Here is a 19,640-nt window from a genome sequence, read left to right on the forward strand (position 1 = left end):
GACCAATATGGAACTCAAACATCTGAATGTCATCATCACAGGCGCCAGTGGCGGCATCGGCAGCGCCATCGCCAGGGCGCTGGCCGCCAAAGGCGCCAGACTGCTGCTCTGCGGCCGGGATCAAGCCAAGCTCGATGCCCTGAAACAGAGCCTTGCCGGGGAGCATCACACCTTAAGCGCCGATCTGAGCTGCAGTGGCGGTCAATGTCAGCTGCGCCAAGCCGCCGGAGTGTTCAGCCCCAAGGTGTTAATCAACTGCCTCGGGGTCAATCAACTCAGCATGTTGGAAGCCAGCGACACCTGTGATACCCGCGCCATGATGGCGGTGAACCTGGAGGCGCCCATCAACTGTTGCCGCACCCTGCTGCCCTTGCTCAAACGCCAGTCCGAGGCCGCCATCATCAATGTCGGTTCCATTCTCGGCAGCATAGGCTACCCGGGTTCCAGCCTTTACTGCGCCAGCAAGTTTGGCCTCAGGGGTTTTACCGAAGCACTGGAGCGGGAGTTGGCCGACAGCAAGATTAAGGTGCTCTATTTCGCCCCCAGAGCCACGGATACCGAACTCAATACAGAATCGATGCGCCAGCTCAATTCAGCGCTCGGCAACCGTCAGGACAGCCCTGAGTGGGTGGCCGACATCCTCTGCCGCGATCTGGCCGATAATCGCCGGGGCCGCCGCTTTATCGGTTGGCCGGAAAAGCTGTTTGTGCGGATAAACGCCCTGCTGCCCGGCCTGGTTAACAATGATACCCGCAAGAAACTGCCACTTATCCGCCAGTTTTGCCAAAGGGCCATGCCAATACAAGACACGGCCAACCCCATCACCGAAGGAGAGAAACATGAAGCCATTTAAACTCTTGTGCCTGAGCGCAGCGCTGCTGGTGAGTCCTTCGCTCTGGGCCGATGACGCCAGCGATCTGGCCGTCAAACAGCTGCAACACGACTGGGCCATCAACAACTATCAACTCAGCGGCGACGAGCAGGAAAAAGCCTTTGTCAAACTGCTGAAGCTGGCGGATGAGTCGGTGCAGTCCCACCCCCAAAGTACAGGCGTGCGCATCTGGCACGGGATTATCAACTCTACCTATGCCGGGGTCAGCGGCGGCCTCGGTGCCCTCAAATATGCCAAACGGGCTCGCAGTGATTTCGAGCAGGCGCTTAAGCAAGATCCCACCGCGCTCAAGGGCTCGGCCTACACCAGTCTTGGGGTGCTTTACTACAAGGTGCCCGGCTGGCCGCTGGGCTTTGGGGACGATGACAAGGCCGAGGAGTTGCTGAAACAGGCGTTGGAGCTCAACCCCGATGGTATAGACAGCAACTACTTCTACGGCGACTTCCTGCTGGAAGAGGACAGGTATGACGAAGCCCTGCCTTTCCTGCAAAAGGCTCTCGAAGCCGCCCCAAGGCCAGGGCGCGAGCTGGCAGATGCGGGTCGCAAGCAGGAAATCAAGGCAGCACTCGCCAAAATCGCCGCCTATCGCGATAACAGTTGATCACAACCTGTGTTGAGAAGCGGCACATCTGCAGCCAAAGCCTGCCAGTCTCAAACGGCATAAACAGCATAGAAAACGCAGGCCGGAGCCTGCGTTTTTATGTCTGTGGGTTTAAGGTTTTTCCCTTGAGCTCCAAGCCATTGAAAGCCTGAATATCTATGATTCAGGGCGCCAGCGCTTCACGGGTAAATTCCGAGTGGTCACACTCGGGGCAATCGGGAATGATGCCTGGGAATTCGAAGTCCATCTCATGGCCGCAGTTACTGCAGACCATCTTGCCCTGACTGACGATATCGCCGCTCTGATAATAACCATGGTGTTTGAACTCATGGGCCAGTTCGTGCCACTCCACCTGGCTGCGGTCACTGATTTCGCCCAGCCAATGCCAGAGGGTATTTTCCAGTGTCAGCATAGTGGGGCTGTAACTGATGTCATCTTCCGTTTGGCTCTGGATATAACTGGCGATATCCCGCTTGAGGAACTCCTCGACCAGAGACAGCTCGGCCTCACCGGCCTGCTGCTTGATGGCCAAATACTCTTTCCCTTCCTTGATAGAGTTAAATAAGCTCTTAACTGTCAATGAGTTATCTTGGTTATACTGTTGTTTGACTCTGTCAATCAAGGCCTGATACAGCGCCAGTAACTCCGTACTTCTCTCACTCATGGCCAATACTCCTTTAAGACGAACCTTTCTTAATGACTCACTTCTGGTTTATTCTATGCAGATCTAAACGGCGCAGTATAGCGCGCATGTCAAAATAATGGGCGGCATTGCCGAAAAACCTGATGCAAGAGCAATATAATCCCTCAGAAATCGAAGCCAAAGTGCAAACGCACTGGGCAGAAAAGAAAACTTTTGAAGTCACCGAAGATCCGAGTAAAGAGAAGTTCTACTGCCTCTCTATGTTCCCCTATCCTTCAGGTCGGCTGCATATGGGACACGTGCGTAACTACACCATAGGTGACGTAGTTTCCCGTTTCCAGCGTCTGCAGGGTAAAAATGTGCTTCAGCCCATCGGCTGGGATGCCTTCGGTCTGCCGGCAGAAAATGCCGCGATCAAGAACGCCACTGCGCCGGCGCCTTGGACCTATGAAAACATAGATTACATGAAGAACCAGCTGAAAATGCTGGGTTTCGGCTACGACTGGAGCCGTGAAATTGCCACCTGTACCCCGGAATACTATCGCTGGGAACAGTGGTTCTTCACCAAACTGTATGAAAAAGGCTTGGTGTACAAGAAAACAGCTTCGGTCAACTGGTGCCCCAATGACCAGACTGTACTGGCCAACGAGCAAGTTATCGATGGTTGCTGCTGGCGCTGCGACACTGTGGTTGAGCAAAAAGAGATCCCTCAGTGGTTTATCAAGATCACTCAGTACGCCGAAGAGCTGCTGAACGATATCGATACCCTCGAAGGTTGGCCTGAGCAGGTCAAGACCATGCAGCGTAACTGGATTGGTCGCTCCGAAGGCGTCGAGATGACCTTCAAGGTGGCTGGTTCCGACGATAGCTTCGACATCTACACCACACGTCCGGATACAGTGATGGGCGTGACCTATGTGGCCATTGCCGCCGGTCACCCGTTGGCCGAGAAAGCCGCCGCCAACAACCCGGCGCTGGCAGCCTTTGTTGAAGAGTGCAAGCAGAGCACCGCCTCCGAGGCCGAGCTGGCCACCATGGAGAAGAAAGGTGTCGATACCGGGCTCAAGGCGATCCACCCGCTGACAGGCGAAGAAGTCCCGGTTTGGGCCGCCAACTTTGTCCTGATGAACTATGGTACCGGCGCCGTGATGTCGGTTCCCGGCCACGACCAGCGTGACTATGAGTTCGCCACCAAGTATGGCCTTGCCATCAAGGGCGTGATTAAGCCTGCCGACGGCGAGCTGGATATCTCTGAAGCCGCTTACACTGAAAAAGGCATACTGTTCAACTCAGGTGAGTTCGATGGTCTGGACTTTGAAGCCGCCTTCAACGCCATCGCCGACAAGCTGAGTGCCGAAGGCAAAGGCAAGCGCCAGGTTAATTTCCGTCTGCGCGACTGGGGCGTCAGCCGCCAGCGCTACTGGGGCGCACCTATCCCTATGGTGACTCTGGAAGACGGCACTGTGATGCCTACGCCGGAAGAACAACTGCCGGTCATTCTGCCGGAAGATGTGGTCATGGATGGGGTCCAAAGCCCAATCAAGGCCGATAAAGAGTGGGCCAAGACCACAGTCAACGGCCAAAATGCCCTGCGCGAAACCGACACCTTCGACACCTTTATGGAGTCCAGCTGGTACTATGCCCGCTACTGCTCGCCCAAGGCCGATCAGATGCTGGATCCAGCCAAGGCCGACTACTGGCTGCCGGTAGATCAATACATAGGCGGTATCGAACACGCCTGTATGCACCTGTTGTACTTCCGTTTCTTCCACAAACTGCTGCGTGATGCCGGTTTGGTTAACTCCAATGAACCTGCCAAGCGTCTGTTGACTCAAGGCATGGTACTGGCCGATGCCTTCTACTACAGCAACGAGAAAGGCGCCCGCGTTTGGGTATCGCCATTGGAAGTGACCGTGGTTGAGAAAGACGACAAGGGTCGGATCCTCAAGGCGGTGGACAGCGAAGGCCATGAGCTGACTTACACCGGCATGAGCAAGATGTCCAAGTCGAAGAACAACGGCATCGACCCGCAAGTGATGGTGGAGAAGTACGGCGCCGATACTGTGCGACTGTTCATGATGTTTGCCGCACCACCGGAGCTGACATTGGAATGGCAGGAGTCAGGCGTAGAAGGTGCCCACCGCTTTATCAAGCGTCTGTGGAAACTGGCCCACGACCATATATCCAAGGGCGCGGCTCCAGCGCTGGATATCGCGGCACTGACCGGCGAGCAGAAAGCGCTGCGCCGCGAACTGCACAAGACCATCGCCAAGGTGACCGACGATATCGGCCGCCGTCAGATGTTCAACACCGCCATTGCCGCCGTGATGGAACTGATGAATGCGCTGCAAAAGGCTCCACAGGAAACCGAGCAGGACAGAGCCCTGATGGCCGAAGCCCTGTCTGCCATTGTGCGTCTCTTGTACCCCATCACCCCACACCTGAGCTTCAACCTGTGGCAGGAGCTGGGCATGGAAGGCGATATCGAGTCAGCCAGCTGGCCTGAAACCGACGAATCTGCACTGGTCGAAGACAGCAAGCTTATCGTGGTGCAGGTCAACGGTAAGCTCAGAGCCAAGATCACTGTGGCAGCCGATGCTGCCAAGGAAGAGGTCGAAGCCCTGGGTCTGGCCGATGAGCAGGTGATGAAGCACACCGAAGGCAAGACCATCCGCAAGGTGATCTATGTTCCCGGTAAACTGCTGAACATAGTCGCCAACTGAGAAAAAACAGGACATCCATGCTGAAACTATCTTTAAGCGTGAAGCAGTTGATGTTCGCCCTGCTGGCACTGGTCATTATGACCAGTGCCGGTTGCGGCTTTCAACTTCAGGGAAGTTATTCCATTCCGCCCGAGCTCAGCAAGCTGAGCCTGGAGAGCAGCGACAAATACAGCGAGCTGAGCCGCCTGGTGCGTGAACGCCTGCGTCTCAACAATGTCGGCATAGAGGAACCCGCCAAGGGCATTCCCCGGCTGGTGCTGCTGAGCGACACTCTGGAGCGCTCAACCTTGTCGCTCTACCCCACAGGCAACGTCGCCGAATATGAACTCATCTACCATGTGCGTTTTGCCGTGTCTCTGCCGGGCAAGGAAGCACAACCTTTCGATGTGGAAATCCGCCGCGATTATCTCGACGATCCCCGCACCGCGCTGGCCAAGAGCCGGGAGATGGAGTTGCTGGTCAAAGAGATGCGCATTCAGGCCGCCGATAACATCATCCAGACTCTGGCCGCCATCGAGGTGAACTGATGCGGGTCTATCCGGATCAGTTACACCGGCAGTTGTCGCCGCTGAAATCCTGCTATCTGCTGCTGGGCGACGATCCCTATCTGCTGGACAGCAGCAAGCGGCAAATCCTGGCTGCCGCCCGCAGCCAAGGCTTTGAAGAAAGGTTACAGCTGACTCAGGAAGCCAACTTCAACTGGCAGGATCTCGCCAACGAATGGCACGCCATGAGCCTGTTTGCCAGTCGCAGAATCATAGAGCTCAACCTGCCCCAGGCCAAGCCGGGTGCAGATGGCGGCGCCATGCTGCAAAGCCTTATTGCCGAACAAAACCCGGATATCTTGCTTATCATCGACGGCCCCAAGCTTGGCCGCGATCAGCAAAACAGCAAGTGGTTCAAAGCCCTGGACAGCCAGGGTCTTTATGTTCCTTGCGCCACACCCGAAGGGGCCCAGTTCCAGCGCTGGCTCGACGGCCGTATTCAATACTATCGGCTCAATCTCAAAAACGATGCCAGAGCCATGCTGTATGCCCTCTACGAAGGCAATCTGCTGGCGGCCGATCAGGCGATGCAACTGCTGCAACTGCTGGCCGGAGCCCGTCCTGTGGACAGCGAAGAGCTGAGCCGCTACTTCGAAGACCAATCCCGCTTCAGCGTATTCCAATTGACCGATGCCCTGCTGGCCAACCAACAGGATAAGGCCCAACATATCCTTGCCCAGCTCAAGGCCGAAGAAACCGCCATGCCCATTATCCATTGGGCGCTGCAAAAGGAGCTGACCTTGCTGCTGACGCTGCAATCGGCCCGCAGTCAGGGCGAGAACCTCAATAGCCTGTTCGGCAAGCATAGAATTTGGGACAAGCGCAAGCCGCTCTATCAGGGCGCCCTCACCCGGCTGAGCCTGGAAGCCATAGAGTCCATGCTGGCTATCGCCTCCAAGTTGGAGCTGGCACTGAAACAGCAAGGCCAGGAAAACTGGACCGGCCTTTCCCATCTGTGTTTGCTGTTCGATCCCAAGGCGGCGCGCCACCTTGGCCATATTGAGTTCGACTGAGGAGACAGGATGCGTATCGGGCTGATGGGCGGTACTTTCGACCCAGTTCACTATGGTCACCTCAAACCCGCAGCCGAAGTCAAAGCCCGGCTAGAGCTGGATAAGCTCTGGTTGCTGCCGAACCATATTCCGCCGCACAAGGCCAAGGCCACCGCCAGCAGCGAGCAGCGCCTGGCCATGCTTAAACTGGCCTGCGACGAGTTCCCCGATATGGACATTTGCGATATCGAGCTCAAGCGCAATGCCCCCTCCTATAGCGTCGCGACGCTGGAAGCGCTGCAGCAGGCTTTCCCAGGCGCCGAATTTCAATTCATCATGGGTACAGATTCCTTGCTGTCGCTGCCGAGCTGGCATCAATGGCAGCGGCTGTTTTCCCTGTGTAACCTGGTGGTTTGCCAGCGCCCGGACTGGAACCTACCAAAGGACGCCGAAATCCAAACCGAACTGGCCCAAAGAGGCTGCTCGGTCACCCAGGCCTTGGCGGCAAGAGTCTGTGACGATGCAAATGGCAATAGCAGTAGCGGTGGCATTGAAAAAGCACAATACGGCAAAATCATCAGCCTCTCGGTCAAGCCGCAGCCCTTCTCCTCCACGGCCATTCGCCGCGCCATCGCTGCCGGTGACATTAATGCCTGCCGCGCCGCCATGCCCAAAGCCGTGCTCGAGTATATAGTCGCAAACCGCCTCTATCTTGGCGGTTAACTGCGGTGGATGGGCGATAAATGCTATGGGACTTGCCCGCCTGCGCTGATATACTACTGCGCTTGATCAAAAACATGAGAGGATCTTCAGCGTGCAAGGCACAGAACTGAAACAATTTGTTGTCGACAAGGTCGATGATCTCAAGGCTCGGGACATAGTCGTGCTGGATGTCAGCAAAAAGTCCAACGTGACCGACTTTATGGTTATCTGCTCAGGCACATCCAAGACCCATGTTCGCGCCATTGCTGAAAATGTGGTTGCCGAAGCCAAGCAAGCCGGCATGCAACCTCAGGGCGTAGAAGGCCGCGACAGCAGCGACTGGGTTCTGGTGGATCTGGGTGATGTGATTCTGCATGTGATGCAGGAGCAAACCCGCGAACATTACCAGTTGGAAAAACTCTGGTCTGACGCCAACGCCTGATGAAACTGCAACTCGTTGCCGTAGGCACCAAAATGCCGGACTGGGTCAGCAAGGGTTTCGCCGAGTACCAGCGCCGCTTCCCCAGGGACATGGCGCTGGAGCTGGTTGAAATTCCTGCCGGCAAGCGGGGCAAGAATGCCGATATCGCCCGTATTCTGCAAAAAGAGGGCGAAGCCATGTTGGCCGCGATTCCCAAGGGCAACCATATCGTCACTCTGGATCTGCCGGGCAGGAACTGGACTACTCCGGAACTCGCCTCTGCCATGGAAAAATGGCAGCTCGATGGCCGGGATGTCAGCCTGCTGATAGGCGGCCCGGAAGGCTTGGCTCCCGCCTGTAAACAAGCCGCCAGCCAAAGCTGGTGTCTGTCGGCCCTGACCCTGCCCCACCCCTTGGTGAGAGTCGTGGTGGCCGAGAGTCTTTACCGGGCCTGGAGCATCAACAACAATCATCCCTACCACAGGGAATAAGGCACCCAAGAGCCACTTGCATTAGCTGACTTTGCATTAACTGTTTGAGCCGGAGAGAATCCATTGCCGCGTAGAAAGCGAATAACCATGCATGATCACGCCGCCGAGGCGGCACTGTTCAAACGCCGGGCGCTGTTTACCTTTGTCTGCGTGGTCGCTTTGCTCAGCCTGTTGCTCGGCAACCTCTACTATCTGCAGGTGGTGTCTTTCAAAGACTACGAAACCCGCTCCAATGATAACCGTATCCGAGTGGTACCGCTGGCGCCCAGCCGCGGCCTGATCTATGACCGCAACGGCAAGCTGCTGGCAGAGAACCTGCCCTTCTACACCCTGGAAGTAATCCCTGAGAAGGTGAAGAACATGCAGCAGACGCTGGATGAGCTTTCGACCGTTATCGACCTCAGTCAGGATGAGCGTGACAGCTTCACCGAATCACTGAAATATCACCGCCGCTTCAAGCCGTTGCCGCTCAAGACCCGGCTGACGGAAGACGAGGTGGCCCTGTTCAGTGTTAACCAACACAGGTTCGATGGTTTCTATGTCGATGCCGGTCTTAAACGCCACTACCCCTACAGCAGCCTGCTGACCCATGTGCTGGGCTATGTCGGCAAAATCAACTCCAGGGACAGAGACGCGCTGGAACGCTCCGGCAGTTGGAAAAACTATGCCGCCACCAAAGACATTGGCAAACAGGGGATAGAAAAGTTCTATGAGAGCCTGCTCCACGGCCTGCCCGGGCATCTGGAGGAAGAGGTCAATAACCTGGGGCGTAGTGTCCGCACCCTCAAGGTGACCCAGCCCGAGCCAGGACAAGATATCTACCTGACGCTGGATCTGCAGCTGCAGCAAAAGGCCACCGAACTGCTGGATGGCCGCCGCGGCTCAATCGTGGCAATAGACCCAAGAGACGGCGGGATTCTGGCCATGGTCTCCAGCCCCAGCTATGACCCGAACCAGTTTGTGCACGGGATCAGTTCCAAGGCATACAGCGAGCTGCTCAACAGTCGCTCACGCCCCTTGATTAACCGCGCAACCCAAGGGCAATATGCCCCGGCCTCCACGGTCAAGCCACATCTGGCGCTCCTGGGACTGGAAGATCAAACCATTAGCGAGAAGACTCGCATCTGGGATCCGGGCTTTTGGCAGATCCCTGGGGTCGACCGTAAATATCGCGACTGGAAACGCTGGGGCCACGGCTGGGTGGACGTATATGACTCCATAGTTCACTCCTGCGATACCTTCTACTACGACATGGCTTACAAAGTGGGCATCGACAAGATTTCCGGCTTTATGGATCAATTCGGTTTCGGTCAGAATACCGGGGTGGATATCTTCGAAGAGTCTGCCGGGGTAATGCCATCGAGGGACTGGAAACGCCTCAAGTACAACCAACCCTGGTACATAGGCGACACCATCTCGGTCGGGATTGGCCAGGGTTACTGGACCACCACGCCGTTGCAGCTGGCCAATGCCACTGCCATTTTGGCCAACCGCGGTAAACGCTTTACTCCGCACCTGCTCAAGGCCATCAAGGACAACACAGCCCGCATCGAGACGCCTGTGGATGAAAGGCCGCCTATAGTGCTGAAAAACAAAAATAACTGGGAGATCATCAACGAGGCCATGCGCCGCACCGCGCAGAAGAGTCGCTTCACTGATGCCAGTTATACCGCGGCGATGAAGACAGGTACCGCCCAGGTCTTCAGCGTTGCCGAAGATGAGAAGTATGATGCGGACTCCATTGACGAGCATCTGCGCGACAACGCGCTGATCATCGCCTATGCCCCCTACGAAAATCCGAAAATAGTGCTGGCGGTGGTACTGGAAAACGCCGGTTGGGGCGGCGCCAACGCCGGGCCGGTTGCCCGGGCCATGCTGGATGAATATCTGCTACGGGATACCTGGGAGTTGAAACATGAGCCACAGCCGTAAACCCAATATCTGGCAGAAGATGCATATCGATCTGCCGCTGCTGCTCGGCATCCTGGGCCTGATGGGCTTTGGCCTGTTCGTCATCTATTCTGCCAGCGGTGAAGACCTGGCCATGATGGAGCGGCAGCTATTCCGTATGGGGCTGTCCCTTGGACTAATGCTGTTTATCGCCCAGATTAACCCCGAGGTGTTTCGCCGTTGGGCTCTACCCATCTATATTGCCGGGGTCGCGCTGCTGCTGGGGGTGCATTTCTTCGGTGAGATCAACAAGGGCGCCCAACGCTGGCTCAACCTGGGCTTTATGGAGTTTCAGCCGTCTGAGCTGATGAAACTGGCCTTCCCTATCACCATGGCCTGGTTTATCTCCAAGTTTCCCTTGCCGCCAAAGAAGCGTTATCTGGCCGGTGCCGGGGTGATTTTGCTGATCCCCACTCTGCTTATCGCCAAACAGCCGGATCTCGGCACCTCAATTCTGGTGGCCGCCTCAGGAATTTTTGTACTGTTTCTCTCCGGCATGAGCTGGGCCATTGTCGGCGGTTTTATCGCCGCTGTGCTGGCGCTGCTGCCGATTCTGTGGTTCTTTTTGATGCACGACTACCAGCGCAATCGGGTGATGACCTTGCTGGATCCCGAGGCCGATCCGCTCGGTACCGGCTACCACATTATTCAGTCCAAGATTGCCATAGGTTCAGGCGGACTCTGGGGCAAGGGTTGGCTCGATGGTACTCAGTCGCAACTGGAGTTTTTGCCGGAGCGCCACACCGACTTTATCTTCGCCGTGATCGGCGAGGAGTTTGGCCTTATCGGCAGTCTGCTGCTGCTGGCACTCTATCTCTATGTAATCGGCCGCGGCCTGGTGATCGCCTCCAGGGCTCAAACCAGCTTTGCCCGCTTGCTGGCCGGCTCGCTGACCCTCACCTTCTTCGTTTATGTGTTTGTGAATATCGGCATGGTGTCCGGTATTTTGCCCGTAGTGGGAGTCCCACTGCCGCTGATAAGTTATGGCGGCACCTCTATGCTGACATTGATGGCCGCTTTTGGCATTCTAATGAGTATTCACACCCATAGACGCTTCATCGACAGATAGGAACGCCTTACATGCCGACATTCAAAAAGCTGCTCGCACCTCTGGGCCTGCTGCTGAGTCTCAACCTCAGCGCCTGTGCCACCGCCGAGGTGCCCTCTCCCGAGCAGCTCAAGCAGGATTTTATCAAACAGCAACGGAGCCAGGGATTTAGTCAAGAAGAAGTCGAAAGCTTCCTCGCCTCGGCCCAGAAAAACCAGGCGGTATTGGATGCCATCTCCAGTCCTTGGGAGGCCAAACCCTGGCATCAGTACTACCCCATTTTTCTGACCGAGAAGCGCCTCGAAGCCGGGCTGAGTTTCTGGCAGCAGCACGAACAGACCATAGCGCGCGCCGCCAAGACCTATGGCGTGGATCCGCAAATCATAGTGGCCATTATCGGTATTGAAACCTTCTACGGCGGTTACATGGGCAAGTACCCGGTGATCGATGCCCTCTATACCCTGGGATTCTACTACCCGCCACGGGCGACTTTCTTTCGCGGCGAATTTGCCAAGCTGATGACGCTGCTTAAAGAGGAGCAACTCGATAAGGAAACCCTCCTGGGCTCCTACGCCGGCGCCATGGGCTATGGCCAGTTTATTCCTTCAAGCTATCTGGCCTACGCGGTCGACTTTGACGGTGACGGCAAGCGGGATCTGCTGGGCAGTGTCGACGATGCCATAGGCTCAGTAGCCAACTATTTTCACCGTCACGGCTGGAAAGCCGGTGAGCCGGTGGCACTGGAACTGAGCACCACAGCTACGCCCAAGGCCAAGGTCTGGAAGGGAGAAAAGCTCAATTACCAAGTGGCCTATATCCTCTCTCCCGAGGTGGCACTGAAGGAAAACCGGGATCTGGATGCCAGCCAAAAAGCACTGCTTATCGAGTTGGAACAGGCCGATGCCAAAGACTATTGGCTGGGGCTGAACAACTTCTATGTGATCACCCGTTACAATCGCAGCCCGCTGTATGCCATGGCGGTTTATCAATTCAGTGAACAACTTAAAGCCCACCATGACAAGACTTAAACTATTGCTGCCACTGACCGCTTCGATTTTGCTGGCCGCCTGTGCCGGCAACTCGGGCCGTTACACCATGAAAGATGACAGGCCTCCGGCCGATGCCCCGGATGTCTCCAAGGTGGAAGATGCCCACCCCAGGTTCGAGCCCTACAGCAAACAGGGCAACAAGGATTACCAGGTCAGAGGCAAATCCTACCAGGTGATGCCATCCGGCAGAGGTTACAAGGCCGAAGGGCTGGCATCCTGGTATGGTGCCAAGTTTCACGGCCATCTGACCTCCAACGGTGAAACCTATGACATGTACTCCATGTCGGCGGCGCACAAGACATTGCCACTGCCCAGCTATGTCAGGGTCACCAACCTGGCCAACAACAAGAGCGTGGTTGTCAGGGTCAATGACCGTGGCCCCTTTCACCCCGACAGAGTGATAGATCTGTCCTACGCCGCGGCTTACCGGCTGGACATGCTGAAGACAGGCACCGCCAGGGTGAGGCTGGAAGTCCTGTTTGAGGACAGTGAAGAGAGCCAGACCATGGCCGAGCTTCGCAGCGACAATTTGCACTATGTGCAGGTGATGGCATCCGGCTCGCGCGAACGTCTGCTTGAGTTGGCTTCAGAGCTTGAAAACAAGTATCAGGTCAAGAGCCGAATTACCGATGCCAAGCCGGTATACAGGCTGCAACTCGGCCCGGTCAGCCATGAAGGTATTGCCGCCAAATTGCTGGAAAAGCTGAAGCAGGAAGGCTTCCCGAGCAGCTATATGGTGACTGAACCAAAATCATAAGCGTTCAAAATTCCACCATATTTTTAACTAATTAAGGAACCTTAACTGAAATCTCCGGTCGACTAATGTTATACTCGCTGCGAATTTCAGCATATTTTCCGACTCCAACCAGAAGACGTATTCAGGTAATGATGAATTTTGTAAAAAGTCCCGCGAAAGCCTTTCTGTTGTTGGCCTGTGCCTCAGTTTCCGCCGCACAGGCCAACAATGCCCCGATAGTCGTCCCAGATGCACCGGATGTTGCCGCCAAGGCCTATGTCTTGATGGATTACAACTCAGGGCGCTTACTGGCGGAAAATAACGCCTACGAAAGCCTCAACCCTGCCAGCCTGACCAAGATGATGACCAGCTATGTCATAGGTCAGGAGATCAAGGCGGGTAATGTCTCTCCCGATGACGATGTGACCATCAGCAAGAACGCCTGGTCGAAGAACTTCCCCGACTCCTCCAAGATGTTTATCGAAGTCGGCAAGACGGTTAAAGTCTCGGATCTGAACCGGGGTATCATTATCCAATCCGGTAACGATGCCTGTGTTGCCATGGCCGAGCACATTGCCGGAACCGAAGGCGCCTTCGTCGATCTGATGAACTCCTGGGCCAAACAGCTGGGCATGCGTGACAGCTACTTTGAAAACTCCCACGGCCTGGATTCAGACAACCACAAATCTACCGCCTATGATATGGCGCTGCTGGGCGCGGCCCTCATCCGTGATGTACCCAACGAGTACGATATCTACAAGGAAAAATCTTTTACCTACAACGGTATCAAGCAGTACAACCGTAACGGCCTCTTGTGGGATAACAGCCTCAATGTCGACGGCATCAAGACAGGCCACACCTCGGGTGCCGGCTATAACCTGGTATCCTCAGCCACCAAAGATGGCATGCGCCTGATTGCCGTGGTCATGGGCACCAAGAGTGAAGCCGCCCGTAAGGCCGAGAGCAAGAAACTGCTCAACTATGGCTTCCGTTTCTTTGAAACCATCACCCCTTACAAGGCCGGTGACAGCTTTGTCACCCAGAAGATCTGGTACGGCGACCGTGACACAGTGGACTTGGGTGTAACCACTGACACTCCTGTCACTATCAACCGGGGTCAGGCTAAAAACCTGCAGGCCAACTTCGAACTGACCAAAGAGCTGACCGCACCGCTGGCCAAGGGTGAAGTCGTCGGCCGGGTATACTTCCAGCTCGATGGCAAAGACATTGCCCAGTTCCCACTGGTGACATTGGAAGAAGTCAACGAAGGCAGCTGGTTCAGCAAGCTGATGGACTACTTCAAGCAGATGTTTGCCGGCTGGTTCAGCTAAGCCAATAAATCGTGAGAGAATGCCGCCTGCGGGCGGCATTCTTGTATCTGCAAGAGACAGTGATATCCGCAGCGCCTCAGGGCATTTATCCTTGCAGCGCAAGAATAAAGCAGAAATGAGCAGGCCTTGGTGGATTTTTTTGCTATACTCCGCGCCCGCCCGGGTTATCCCGGCACTTGGCGTTTACTCAGGCCTGAGCTTCCGGCATTTGGGCCGCCGACACCCGAAATAGCTAAGACACACGCCAAGCTGTTGAATACAGGAATATCGAGATGAAGTTTGAATCTTACAGTTTTGCCCCCGAAATACTCCGCGCGCTCAATGAGTGCGGTTATGAGAGCATGACACCGATTCAGAGACAGGCCATCCCTGCGGTTCGCCGCGGTCAGGACGTGCTGGCCAGCGCCCAGACGGGCACAGGCAAGACAGCCGCCTTTGTGCTGCCTATTTTGCAGCGCCTGCAGGATACCCCGCTCGAACTCAAACCCGGCAATATCCGGGCCCTGATCCTGGCACCGACCCGTGAGTTGGTGTCCCAGGTTGCCGACAATGCCCGCCAATACGGCAAATACCTGCAACTGTCGGTGGCCACTCTGTTTGGCGGCGTCAAGTCGGCATCTCAGGTCAACAAGCTCAAGCAAGGCGCCGACATAGTGGTGGCCACTCCGGGGCGTTTACTGGAACAACTGCTGGCCGGTAACTTGAGTCTGGGCTCGCTGGAAGTGCTGGTGCTGGATGAAGCCGACCGTATGCTGGATATGGGCTTTATCAACGATATCAACAAAATACTTCAGAGCGCCGCCAAGCAACGGCAAAATCTGATGTTCTCGGCCACCTTCTCTGGCGCGGTAAGGCGCCTGGCCGATGAGATAATGAACAAGCCCAAGGTCATCACGGCCGACCGCCAAAACACCACAGCGGTGACCGTCAGCCAGGTGGTCTACCCGGTAGAGCAGCGCCGCAAGCGTGAACTCCTGTCTGAGCTTATCGGGCGCAAGAACTGGCAGCAGGTGCTGGTGTTTACCGCCACCCGTGAAGATGCGGATCATCTGGTCAAGGAACTGAATCTCGACGGTATCGCCAGTGCCGTGGTGCACAGTGAAAAAGCCCAGGGCAGCCGTCGCCGGGCGCTCAGAGAATTCAAGGAAGGCAAGGTACGAGTGTTGGTATCCACCGAAGTGGCCGCCCGCGGCCTGGATATTCCGGATCTCGAGTATGTGGTCAATTACGATCTGCCCTTCCTGGCTGAGGACTATGTGCACCGTATTGGTCGCACCGGCCGCGCCGGCAAGACGGGGGTCGCCATCTCTTTTGTCAGCCGCGAAGAAGAGCGCACTCTGGCCGACATCGAAAAACTGATCGGCCAAAAACTCAAGCGCATCATGATGCCAGGCTATGAAGTGAGTAATCGCGATATCCTGCTCAAGCAACTGCAAAAGCGCCGCAGCTTCGCCAAGAAAAAGCCGGGCGCCAGCAGCGCATCGGAGCAGGTCGCGGCGGAAAAGAGCATGTCCGGCCGCAGAGTTAAGGTTAAAGTCGGCTCCAGCGGCATCAAGCCCAAGAAGCTCAAATGAGCCGCCCCGCTTGACGGGCTTTTGCTCCGATGTTGAATCATTAAAAAGCCGCGCACTGCGCGGCTTTTGGCTAGTTGAGTTTTAGCTGGATTTATCACTGGCTGGAAACACTTGCATTCTCGGCGGCAAAGCTTGCTCCCCTAAGGGACAAGCGCTCACCGCGATTGAGATAGGTGGTGCAAGCCACCCGCAGCAAGGATGCAAAATTGCTGACTCGCCCTTCCTTGCAGCAGGCCTCTTGGTGTATACGGCTGAGGCACTCACCGAGACTCAACCCCGCCTCGGCAGCGATATCCTCCAGCAACTGCCAAAAAATCGCTTCCAGGCGAATACTGGTGACGACGCCACCCAAACGCACCGAGCGGGTTTTCAACTCAAACAAGGCGGGAGCCGCCCCGGAATAGATTTCACACATAGCATCTCCGGCCAAGTGAAAGACCCGTTTAGATGACCTTTTCCGTCAGAGCGGACAAGGCCCTGGGCAGTGGAATTCAGAGCAAGGCATGGAACTGCGCCAACCACTGAGGATGGGCAGGCCAAGCCGGCGCTGTAACCAACTTGCCGTCAGTAATCGCTTCTGTCACCTCGATATCGGCATATTCACCACCGGCTTGGCGCACTTCGGGGGCACAGGCAGGATAAGCCGACACCTTCTTGCCCTGCACCACTCCGGCGGCGGTCAGCAGTTGCGCCCCATGACAGACTGCGGCAATCGGCTTATCCGCCTTGGCAAAGGCTCGAACCAGCTCAAGCACTTCATCATAGAGACGCAGATACTCGGGTGCTCGGCCGCCGGGGATCAACAGCGCATCAAAATCATCGGCACTTATCTGTTCAAAGTCACCGTTGAGGACGAAGTTGTGCCCAGGTTTTTCACTGTAGGTTTGATCGCCTTCAAAATCATGAATAGCCGTCCTGACAGTATCACCGGCCTCTTTTTCAGGGCACACAGCAGTAACCTTGTGGCCCACCATCTGCAGCGCCTGAAACGGCACCATGATTTCATAGTCTTCCACATAATCACCGGCAAGGATCAATACGTTAGCCATTGTCTTCTCCTGTTATTCCATCGACTCACCATCAGACTCATCTTAACCAAGCCCATAGAGGCAGAGGTAACAACCGGCTACTACCTCACTCTGTTCATTAAACAACCCAGTTGCCCGGCAGACAAGAGATATCCTTGAGATTGAAAAATTTACAGTAAGATAGCTGCGAAGACAGACCGGATAACTGTCTTACTGATAACCATTGTGGTGGTTTTTCTTTGTCTACCTGATATTGATAACTGCAGCATAGGGTATACTCAGCGCGCGATCCATATCTCTTACACGCGGAAAAACAATGACAGAACAAAGCTACAATCAGGCCTTGCTGGCATTAACCCAGGCCGGCCTCGCTGCTTTGGCGGAACGTAACCATGCCGCCGGCAACATCAAGACTCCGGCAGCGGAAAGTCATTTCCTCTGCAACTGGATGGTGCAGTCATTAAAAGAGAAACGTTTCTCAAAGTTACTGGTAGAAGATCTCACTCGCTGGATAAGAGAGGGTCGAAGCCTGGGGGCCGGTGCCAAGTTACCCGAGGTGCTTCAACGTATCCAGGCACAGTATCTGCCTGCCATTAATAATGCCGCAGTGGGGCAATCGCTCCAGAACCTGATTGCCGAGCTCCAGGCCGAAGGCTGGCTCGTCATCCTCGACTGTGAAGTAAGCGGTAAACTCAAATTAGACAGCCAGGGGCAAAACAGCTTGGTGATCTCCACCGAGCAGCATCAGCAGCATCTGCTCGATGGCAAATTGATCAAACCCATCACCCTTTACATCCGCGCCGACGAGCAGTTGATTGCCCAGTTTGCTGTCAAACATGCGCTTCTATTCAGCAAGGGTGATAAAAAAGCCAGTTGCATCAAGCACCATAAGGCTTATCGACTCTATCCTGATAACCAACAGCCCGCATTGGCATTGCTCAAGGCTTAACTTTCAGCATCGGAAATGACCTTGGAAATGGCACTGGCGAACACTTTCGCCGCCTGAGCTATTTCCCGGTTTATCAGTCCCCCGACCAAGTTCGCTGAATCCACTTTGTGTTCAATCATGGGATTGTTAGCCAACAGAATAAGGATTGCGACTTTCGGCCGCTGGCGCAGCGGCTATCACACGGCTAATAATGGGTGTCTTTGTTATTTTTAGTTCGCGTTAGCGCGTCCGGCGCCACAGGCGCGAAGTTGATTGACTTGTTATATTTTAAATTCTACTGTTTCTTCTTGATATACTTTGACAGTTTTACCATTTAACAATGCAGGCTTATAAAGCCACTTGCCAAATGCACGCTTAGCCTCTTTTTCAAATACTCCCTTGGGCTGAGAGCCTAAAACCTGTATTTCAGTAACTTTACCATTTTCGGTAATAACAGCTGACATTGTAACCCAGCCCTCAACCTTTTCTTCTGCAGCTTTTTTAGGATACATAGGTAAGATCTGAATCATCCAGTGAGTCGGAGCGTCAACTTGATCTTGTTGGTAAACAGTCGGATCTGTAATTTGATCTTGTTGGTAAACAGTCGGATCTGCAATTTGATCTTGTTGAGTGGACGCACAACTGATTAAAGTTGAGCAAAGTAAAATAGTTAGAAGTTTACGCACGAATCATCCTTAAAATATAACGCCTTGCTAAGGGGCAATTGACTGTTAACTAAACTTGCGCGAAGCGCCAAGCCAACTGTAAATTGTCCCAGTGATGATCTTTCCCCGAGATTAGTACCAATCTCTTGATGAGATTTTCCAGCTTATGCTGCTTGCTTGGCATACGCAACAGGCGGCATATAGTTCAGTGAACTATGAGGGCGAACATGGTTGTAGTGTTCACGCCATAGCTCGATTTCGTATCTGGCTTCGTCTAAGGTTCTGAACCAATGCTGATTCAGACATTCATTCCTGAATTTGCCATTCAGGCTTTCCACAAAGGCATTTTGCGTCGGCTTTCCTGGTTGGATAAAGCCCAGTGTGACGCCCGTTTCCTTACTCCAGAAGAACATTGCCTTGCTGGTAAATTCTGTCCCATTGTCGCAAGTAACCTTCTTGGGTTTGCCTCGCTCTTCCATCAATTGGTCCAAGAATCTGGCGACCTGCCTACCACTAATGGCCACAGAGACTAATTGACCGACCATTTCCCGCGAATAATCATCCACGACATTCAGTACCCGAAAGCGGCGACCATTGCTGAGTTGGTCTGACACAAAGTCCATAGACCAACGTTGATTGGGGGCTGTTGGCACCTCCATGGGCTGCCTTGGCCGGGTTAACTTCTTGCGCTTCTTCGTCCTGACCTGCAAGCCTTCCTCCGTGTAGAGCCGATAGGTTCGTTTGCGGTTTTTGACCCAGCCTTCCCCCCTGAGCAAACCATGTAGCATCAGATACCCATAGCGAGGATATTGCGTCGCCAGCGCCTTCAGTCGCTGTCTGAGCCCATTGTCTGGCTTTTTCCTGGGTTGATAGCGAAATGCAGTCCGGCTAAGCCCAGCCAGCTTACAGGCTACTCGCTCACTGAGGCTGAATCCCTCAATCAAGTGTTGAGCAACAGGCTTTTTGGCCGCTGGCGTTACCACTTTTTTGACAGCACATCCTTCATTGCTTCGACTTCCAGCATCTTGTCGGCCAACATCTTTTTGAGCTTGTTGTTCTCCGCTTCCAACTCCCTCAGCCGCTTCGCTTCGTTCACTTCCAGCCCGGCATACTTGCTGCGCCAGTTATAGAAAGTGCCAGTGGATATGCCCATTTCACGGCAAATGTCATCGACTTTTGCTCCTGCCTCATGCTGTTTGATGGCCTTGATGATTTGTTCTTCGGTGTAACGTTTCTTCATGTTGAGATCTCCATTGGCTCTAGTGTATTGGAAATCTCATCAATGTCATGGTCTTAAATTCGGGGGAAAGGTCAGTGAGTT

At 54.7% G+C, this 19,640-nt stretch carries 20 protein-coding genes; 15 read left to right on the forward strand and 5 right to left on the reverse strand.

Annotated features, from left to right (window positions below):
- The first annotated feature begins 7 nt into the window (after positions 1–7).
- Both ACWAU4_RS16770 and ACWAU4_RS16775 read left to right on the forward strand, forming a co-directional pair.
- The gene (locus ACWAU4_RS16770) at positions 8–853 is read left to right on the forward strand and encodes an SDR family oxidoreductase (RefSeq protein WP_167717464.1); all 846 of its coding nucleotides are present in this window, start codon (positions 8–10) and stop codon (positions 851–853) included.
- Positions 840–1,493, forward strand: a complete 654-nt coding sequence (locus tag ACWAU4_RS16775) for a tetratricopeptide repeat protein (RefSeq protein WP_025011680.1) — start codon at positions 840–842, stop codon at positions 1,491–1,493. Before ACWAU4_RS16770 ends, ACWAU4_RS16775 begins: the two co-directional genes overlap by 14 nt.
- 163 nt (positions 1,494–1,656) lie before the next feature.
- Here ACWAU4_RS16775 and ACWAU4_RS16780 read toward each other — a convergent pair whose 3' ends face one another.
- Positions 1,657–2,157, reverse strand: a complete 501-nt coding sequence (locus ACWAU4_RS16780) for a zinc ribbon-containing protein (protein WP_025011679.1) — start codon at positions 2,155–2,157, stop codon at positions 1,657–1,659.
- A gap of 122 nt (positions 2,158–2,279) precedes the next feature.
- Here ACWAU4_RS16780 and leuS point away from each other — a divergent pair, with 122 nt between their 5' ends.
- The 12 genes from leuS to ACWAU4_RS16840 all read left to right on the forward strand — a co-directional run bounded on the left by leuS (position 2,280) and on the right by ACWAU4_RS16840 (position 15,698).
- A complete protein-coding gene (gene leuS, locus ACWAU4_RS16785) occupies positions 2,280–4,859 on the forward strand; it encodes a leucine--tRNA ligase (RefSeq protein WP_454290330.1) in 2,580 nt (859 codons plus the stop codon).
- Positions 4,860–4,876: 17 nt separating this feature from the next.
- The gene (locus ACWAU4_RS16790; RefSeq protein ID WP_109248059.1) at positions 4,877–5,386 is read left to right on the forward strand and encodes an LPS-assembly lipoprotein LptE; all 510 of its coding nucleotides are present in this window, start codon (positions 4,877–4,879) and stop codon (positions 5,384–5,386) included.
- A complete protein-coding gene (gene holA, locus ACWAU4_RS16795; RefSeq protein ID WP_208125015.1) occupies positions 5,386–6,417 on the forward strand; it encodes a DNA polymerase III subunit delta in 1,032 nt (343 codons plus the stop codon). Before ACWAU4_RS16790 ends, holA begins: the two co-directional genes overlap by 1 nt.
- A gap of 9 nt (positions 6,418–6,426) precedes the next feature.
- Positions 6,427–7,119: a nicotinate-nucleotide adenylyltransferase gene (gene nadD, locus ACWAU4_RS16800; protein ID WP_454290331.1), complete on the forward strand. Its 693-nt coding sequence runs from the start codon at positions 6,427–6,429 to the stop codon at positions 7,117–7,119.
- Between the two features lie 91 nt (positions 7,120–7,210).
- A complete protein-coding gene (gene rsfS / locus ACWAU4_RS16805) occupies positions 7,211–7,540 on the forward strand; it encodes a ribosome silencing factor (RefSeq protein WP_025011675.1) in 330 nt (109 codons plus the stop codon).
- Positions 7,540–8,010 carry a 23S rRNA (pseudouridine(1915)-N(3))-methyltransferase RlmH gene (gene rlmH, locus ACWAU4_RS16810; protein ID WP_039034324.1) on the forward strand — a complete coding sequence of 157 codons (471 nt, stop codon included), beginning with the start codon at positions 7,540–7,542 and terminating at the stop codon, positions 8,008–8,010. Before rsfS ends, rlmH begins: the two co-directional genes overlap by 1 nt.
- Positions 8,011–8,097: 87 nt before the next feature.
- Positions 8,098–9,942 carry a penicillin-binding protein 2 gene (gene mrdA, locus ACWAU4_RS16815; protein ID WP_025011673.1) on the forward strand — a complete coding sequence of 615 codons (1,845 nt, stop codon included), beginning with the start codon at positions 8,098–8,100 and terminating at the stop codon, positions 9,940–9,942.
- On the forward strand, positions 9,926–11,029 hold the full coding sequence (rodA, locus tag ACWAU4_RS16820) for a rod shape-determining protein RodA (protein WP_025889581.1): 1,104 nt from the start codon (positions 9,926–9,928) through the stop codon (positions 11,027–11,029). The genes mrdA and rodA overlap by 17 nt, the downstream gene beginning before the upstream one ends.
- Before the next feature lie 11 nt (positions 11,030–11,040).
- Positions 11,041–12,036 (forward strand): lytic murein transglycosylase B, encoded by a 996-nt coding sequence (mltB, locus tag ACWAU4_RS16825; protein ID WP_454290332.1) that lies wholly within the window; start codon positions 11,041–11,043, stop codon positions 12,034–12,036.
- The gene (locus tag ACWAU4_RS16830; RefSeq protein WP_454290333.1) at positions 12,023–12,814 is read left to right on the forward strand and encodes a septal ring lytic transglycosylase RlpA family protein; all 792 of its coding nucleotides are present in this window, start codon (positions 12,023–12,025) and stop codon (positions 12,812–12,814) included. Before mltB ends, ACWAU4_RS16830 begins: the two co-directional genes overlap by 14 nt.
- Positions 12,815–12,942: 128 nt before the next feature.
- Positions 12,943–14,124: a serine hydrolase gene (locus ACWAU4_RS16835; protein WP_093982408.1), complete on the forward strand. Its 1,182-nt coding sequence runs from the start codon at positions 12,943–12,945 to the stop codon at positions 14,122–14,124.
- Between the two features lie 272 nt (positions 14,125–14,396).
- The gene (locus ACWAU4_RS16840) at positions 14,397–15,698 is read left to right on the forward strand and encodes a DEAD/DEAH box helicase (protein WP_208125016.1); all 1,302 of its coding nucleotides are present in this window, start codon (positions 14,397–14,399) and stop codon (positions 15,696–15,698) included.
- A 94-nt stretch (positions 15,699–15,792) separates the two neighbouring features.
- Here ACWAU4_RS16840 and ACWAU4_RS16845 read toward each other — a convergent pair whose 3' ends face one another.
- Both ACWAU4_RS16845 and ACWAU4_RS16850 read right to left on the reverse strand, forming a co-directional pair.
- Positions 15,793–16,113, reverse strand: coding sequence for a ribbon-helix-helix domain-containing protein (locus ACWAU4_RS16845; protein ID WP_054745756.1), 321 nt, complete (start codon positions 16,111–16,113; stop codon positions 15,793–15,795).
- A 76-nt stretch (positions 16,114–16,189) separates the two neighbouring features.
- A complete protein-coding gene (locus ACWAU4_RS16850) occupies positions 16,190–16,747 on the reverse strand; it encodes a DJ-1/PfpI family protein (RefSeq protein ID WP_028781593.1) in 558 nt (185 codons plus the stop codon).
- A gap of 295 nt (positions 16,748–17,042) precedes the next feature.
- On the opposite strand from ACWAU4_RS16850, the gene ACWAU4_RS16855 reads away from it, so the two are divergent.
- Positions 17,043–17,675, forward strand: a complete 633-nt coding sequence (locus ACWAU4_RS16855; RefSeq protein WP_454290334.1) for a DUF2913 family protein — start codon at positions 17,043–17,045, stop codon at positions 17,673–17,675.
- 260 nt (positions 17,676–17,935) lie between these two features.
- On the opposite strand, the gene ACWAU4_RS16860 is transcribed toward ACWAU4_RS16855, so the two are convergent.
- Both ACWAU4_RS16860 and ACWAU4_RS16865 read right to left on the reverse strand, forming a co-directional pair.
- Positions 17,936–18,340 carry an energy transducer TonB gene (locus ACWAU4_RS16860; protein ID WP_052678940.1) on the reverse strand — a complete coding sequence of 135 codons (405 nt, stop codon included), beginning with the start codon at positions 18,338–18,340 and terminating at the stop codon, positions 17,936–17,938.
- Positions 18,341–18,483: 143 nt separating this feature from the next.
- A protein-coding gene (locus ACWAU4_RS16865; protein WP_208124939.1) for an IS3 family transposase occupies positions 18,484–19,559 on the reverse strand; the annotation gives its coding sequence in 2 pieces (ribosomal slippage) (positions 18,484–19,310 and positions 19,310–19,559; 1,077 coding nt in all).
- Between the last annotated feature and the right edge of the window lie 81 nt (positions 19,560–19,640).

The organism is Shewanella sp. FeAMO (assembly GCF_053653955.1).

What these genes read in the sequence shown, in the direction of transcription:
- leuS (WP_454290330.1), top strand. Translation starts at nt 2,280, where the DNA reads ATGCAAGAGCAATATAATCCCTCAGAAATCGAAGCCAAAGTGCAAACG.
- rlmH (WP_039034324.1), top strand. Translation starts at nt 7,540, where the DNA reads ATGAAACTGCAACTCGTTGCCGTAGGCACCAAAATGCCGGACTGGGTC.
- ACWAU4_RS16775 (WP_025011680.1), top strand. Translation starts at nt 840, where the DNA reads ATGAAGCCATTTAAACTCTTGTGCCTGAGCGCAGCGCTGCTGGTGAGT.
- ACWAU4_RS16835 (WP_093982408.1), top strand. Translation starts at nt 12,943, where the DNA reads ATGATGAATTTTGTAAAAAGTCCCGCGAAAGCCTTTCTGTTGTTGGCC.
- holA (WP_208125015.1), top strand. Translation starts at nt 5,386, where the DNA reads ATGCGGGTCTATCCGGATCAGTTACACCGGCAGTTGTCGCCGCTGAAA.
- ACWAU4_RS16855 (WP_454290334.1), top strand. Translation starts at nt 17,043, where the DNA reads ATGACAGAACAAAGCTACAATCAGGCCTTGCTGGCATTAACCCAGGCC.
- ACWAU4_RS16845 (WP_054745756.1), bottom strand. Translation starts at nt 16,113, where the DNA reads ATGTGTGAAATCTATTCCGGGGCGGCTCCCGCCTTGTTTGAGTTGAAA.
- ACWAU4_RS16770 (WP_167717464.1), top strand. Translation starts at nt 8, where the DNA reads ATGGAACTCAAACATCTGAATGTCATCATCACAGGCGCCAGTGGCGGC.
- ACWAU4_RS16830 (WP_454290333.1), top strand. Translation starts at nt 12,023, where the DNA reads ATGACAAGACTTAAACTATTGCTGCCACTGACCGCTTCGATTTTGCTG.
- mltB (WP_454290332.1), top strand. Translation starts at nt 11,041, where the DNA reads ATGCCGACATTCAAAAAGCTGCTCGCACCTCTGGGCCTGCTGCTGAGT.
- ACWAU4_RS16790 (WP_109248059.1), top strand. Translation starts at nt 4,877, where the DNA reads ATGCTGAAACTATCTTTAAGCGTGAAGCAGTTGATGTTCGCCCTGCTG.
- mrdA (WP_025011673.1), top strand. Translation starts at nt 8,098, where the DNA reads ATGCATGATCACGCCGCCGAGGCGGCACTGTTCAAACGCCGGGCGCTG.
- ACWAU4_RS16840 (WP_208125016.1), top strand. Translation starts at nt 14,397, where the DNA reads ATGAAGTTTGAATCTTACAGTTTTGCCCCCGAAATACTCCGCGCGCTC.
- nadD (WP_454290331.1), top strand. Translation starts at nt 6,427, where the DNA reads ATGCGTATCGGGCTGATGGGCGGTACTTTCGACCCAGTTCACTATGGT.
- ACWAU4_RS16850 (WP_028781593.1), bottom strand. Translation starts at nt 16,747, where the DNA reads ATGGCTAACGTATTGATCCTTGCCGGTGATTATGTGGAAGACTATGAA.
- ACWAU4_RS16780 (WP_025011679.1), bottom strand. Translation starts at nt 2,157, where the DNA reads ATGAGTGAGAGAAGTACGGAGTTACTGGCGCTGTATCAGGCCTTGATT.
- rodA (WP_025889581.1), top strand. Translation starts at nt 9,926, where the DNA reads ATGAGCCACAGCCGTAAACCCAATATCTGGCAGAAGATGCATATCGAT.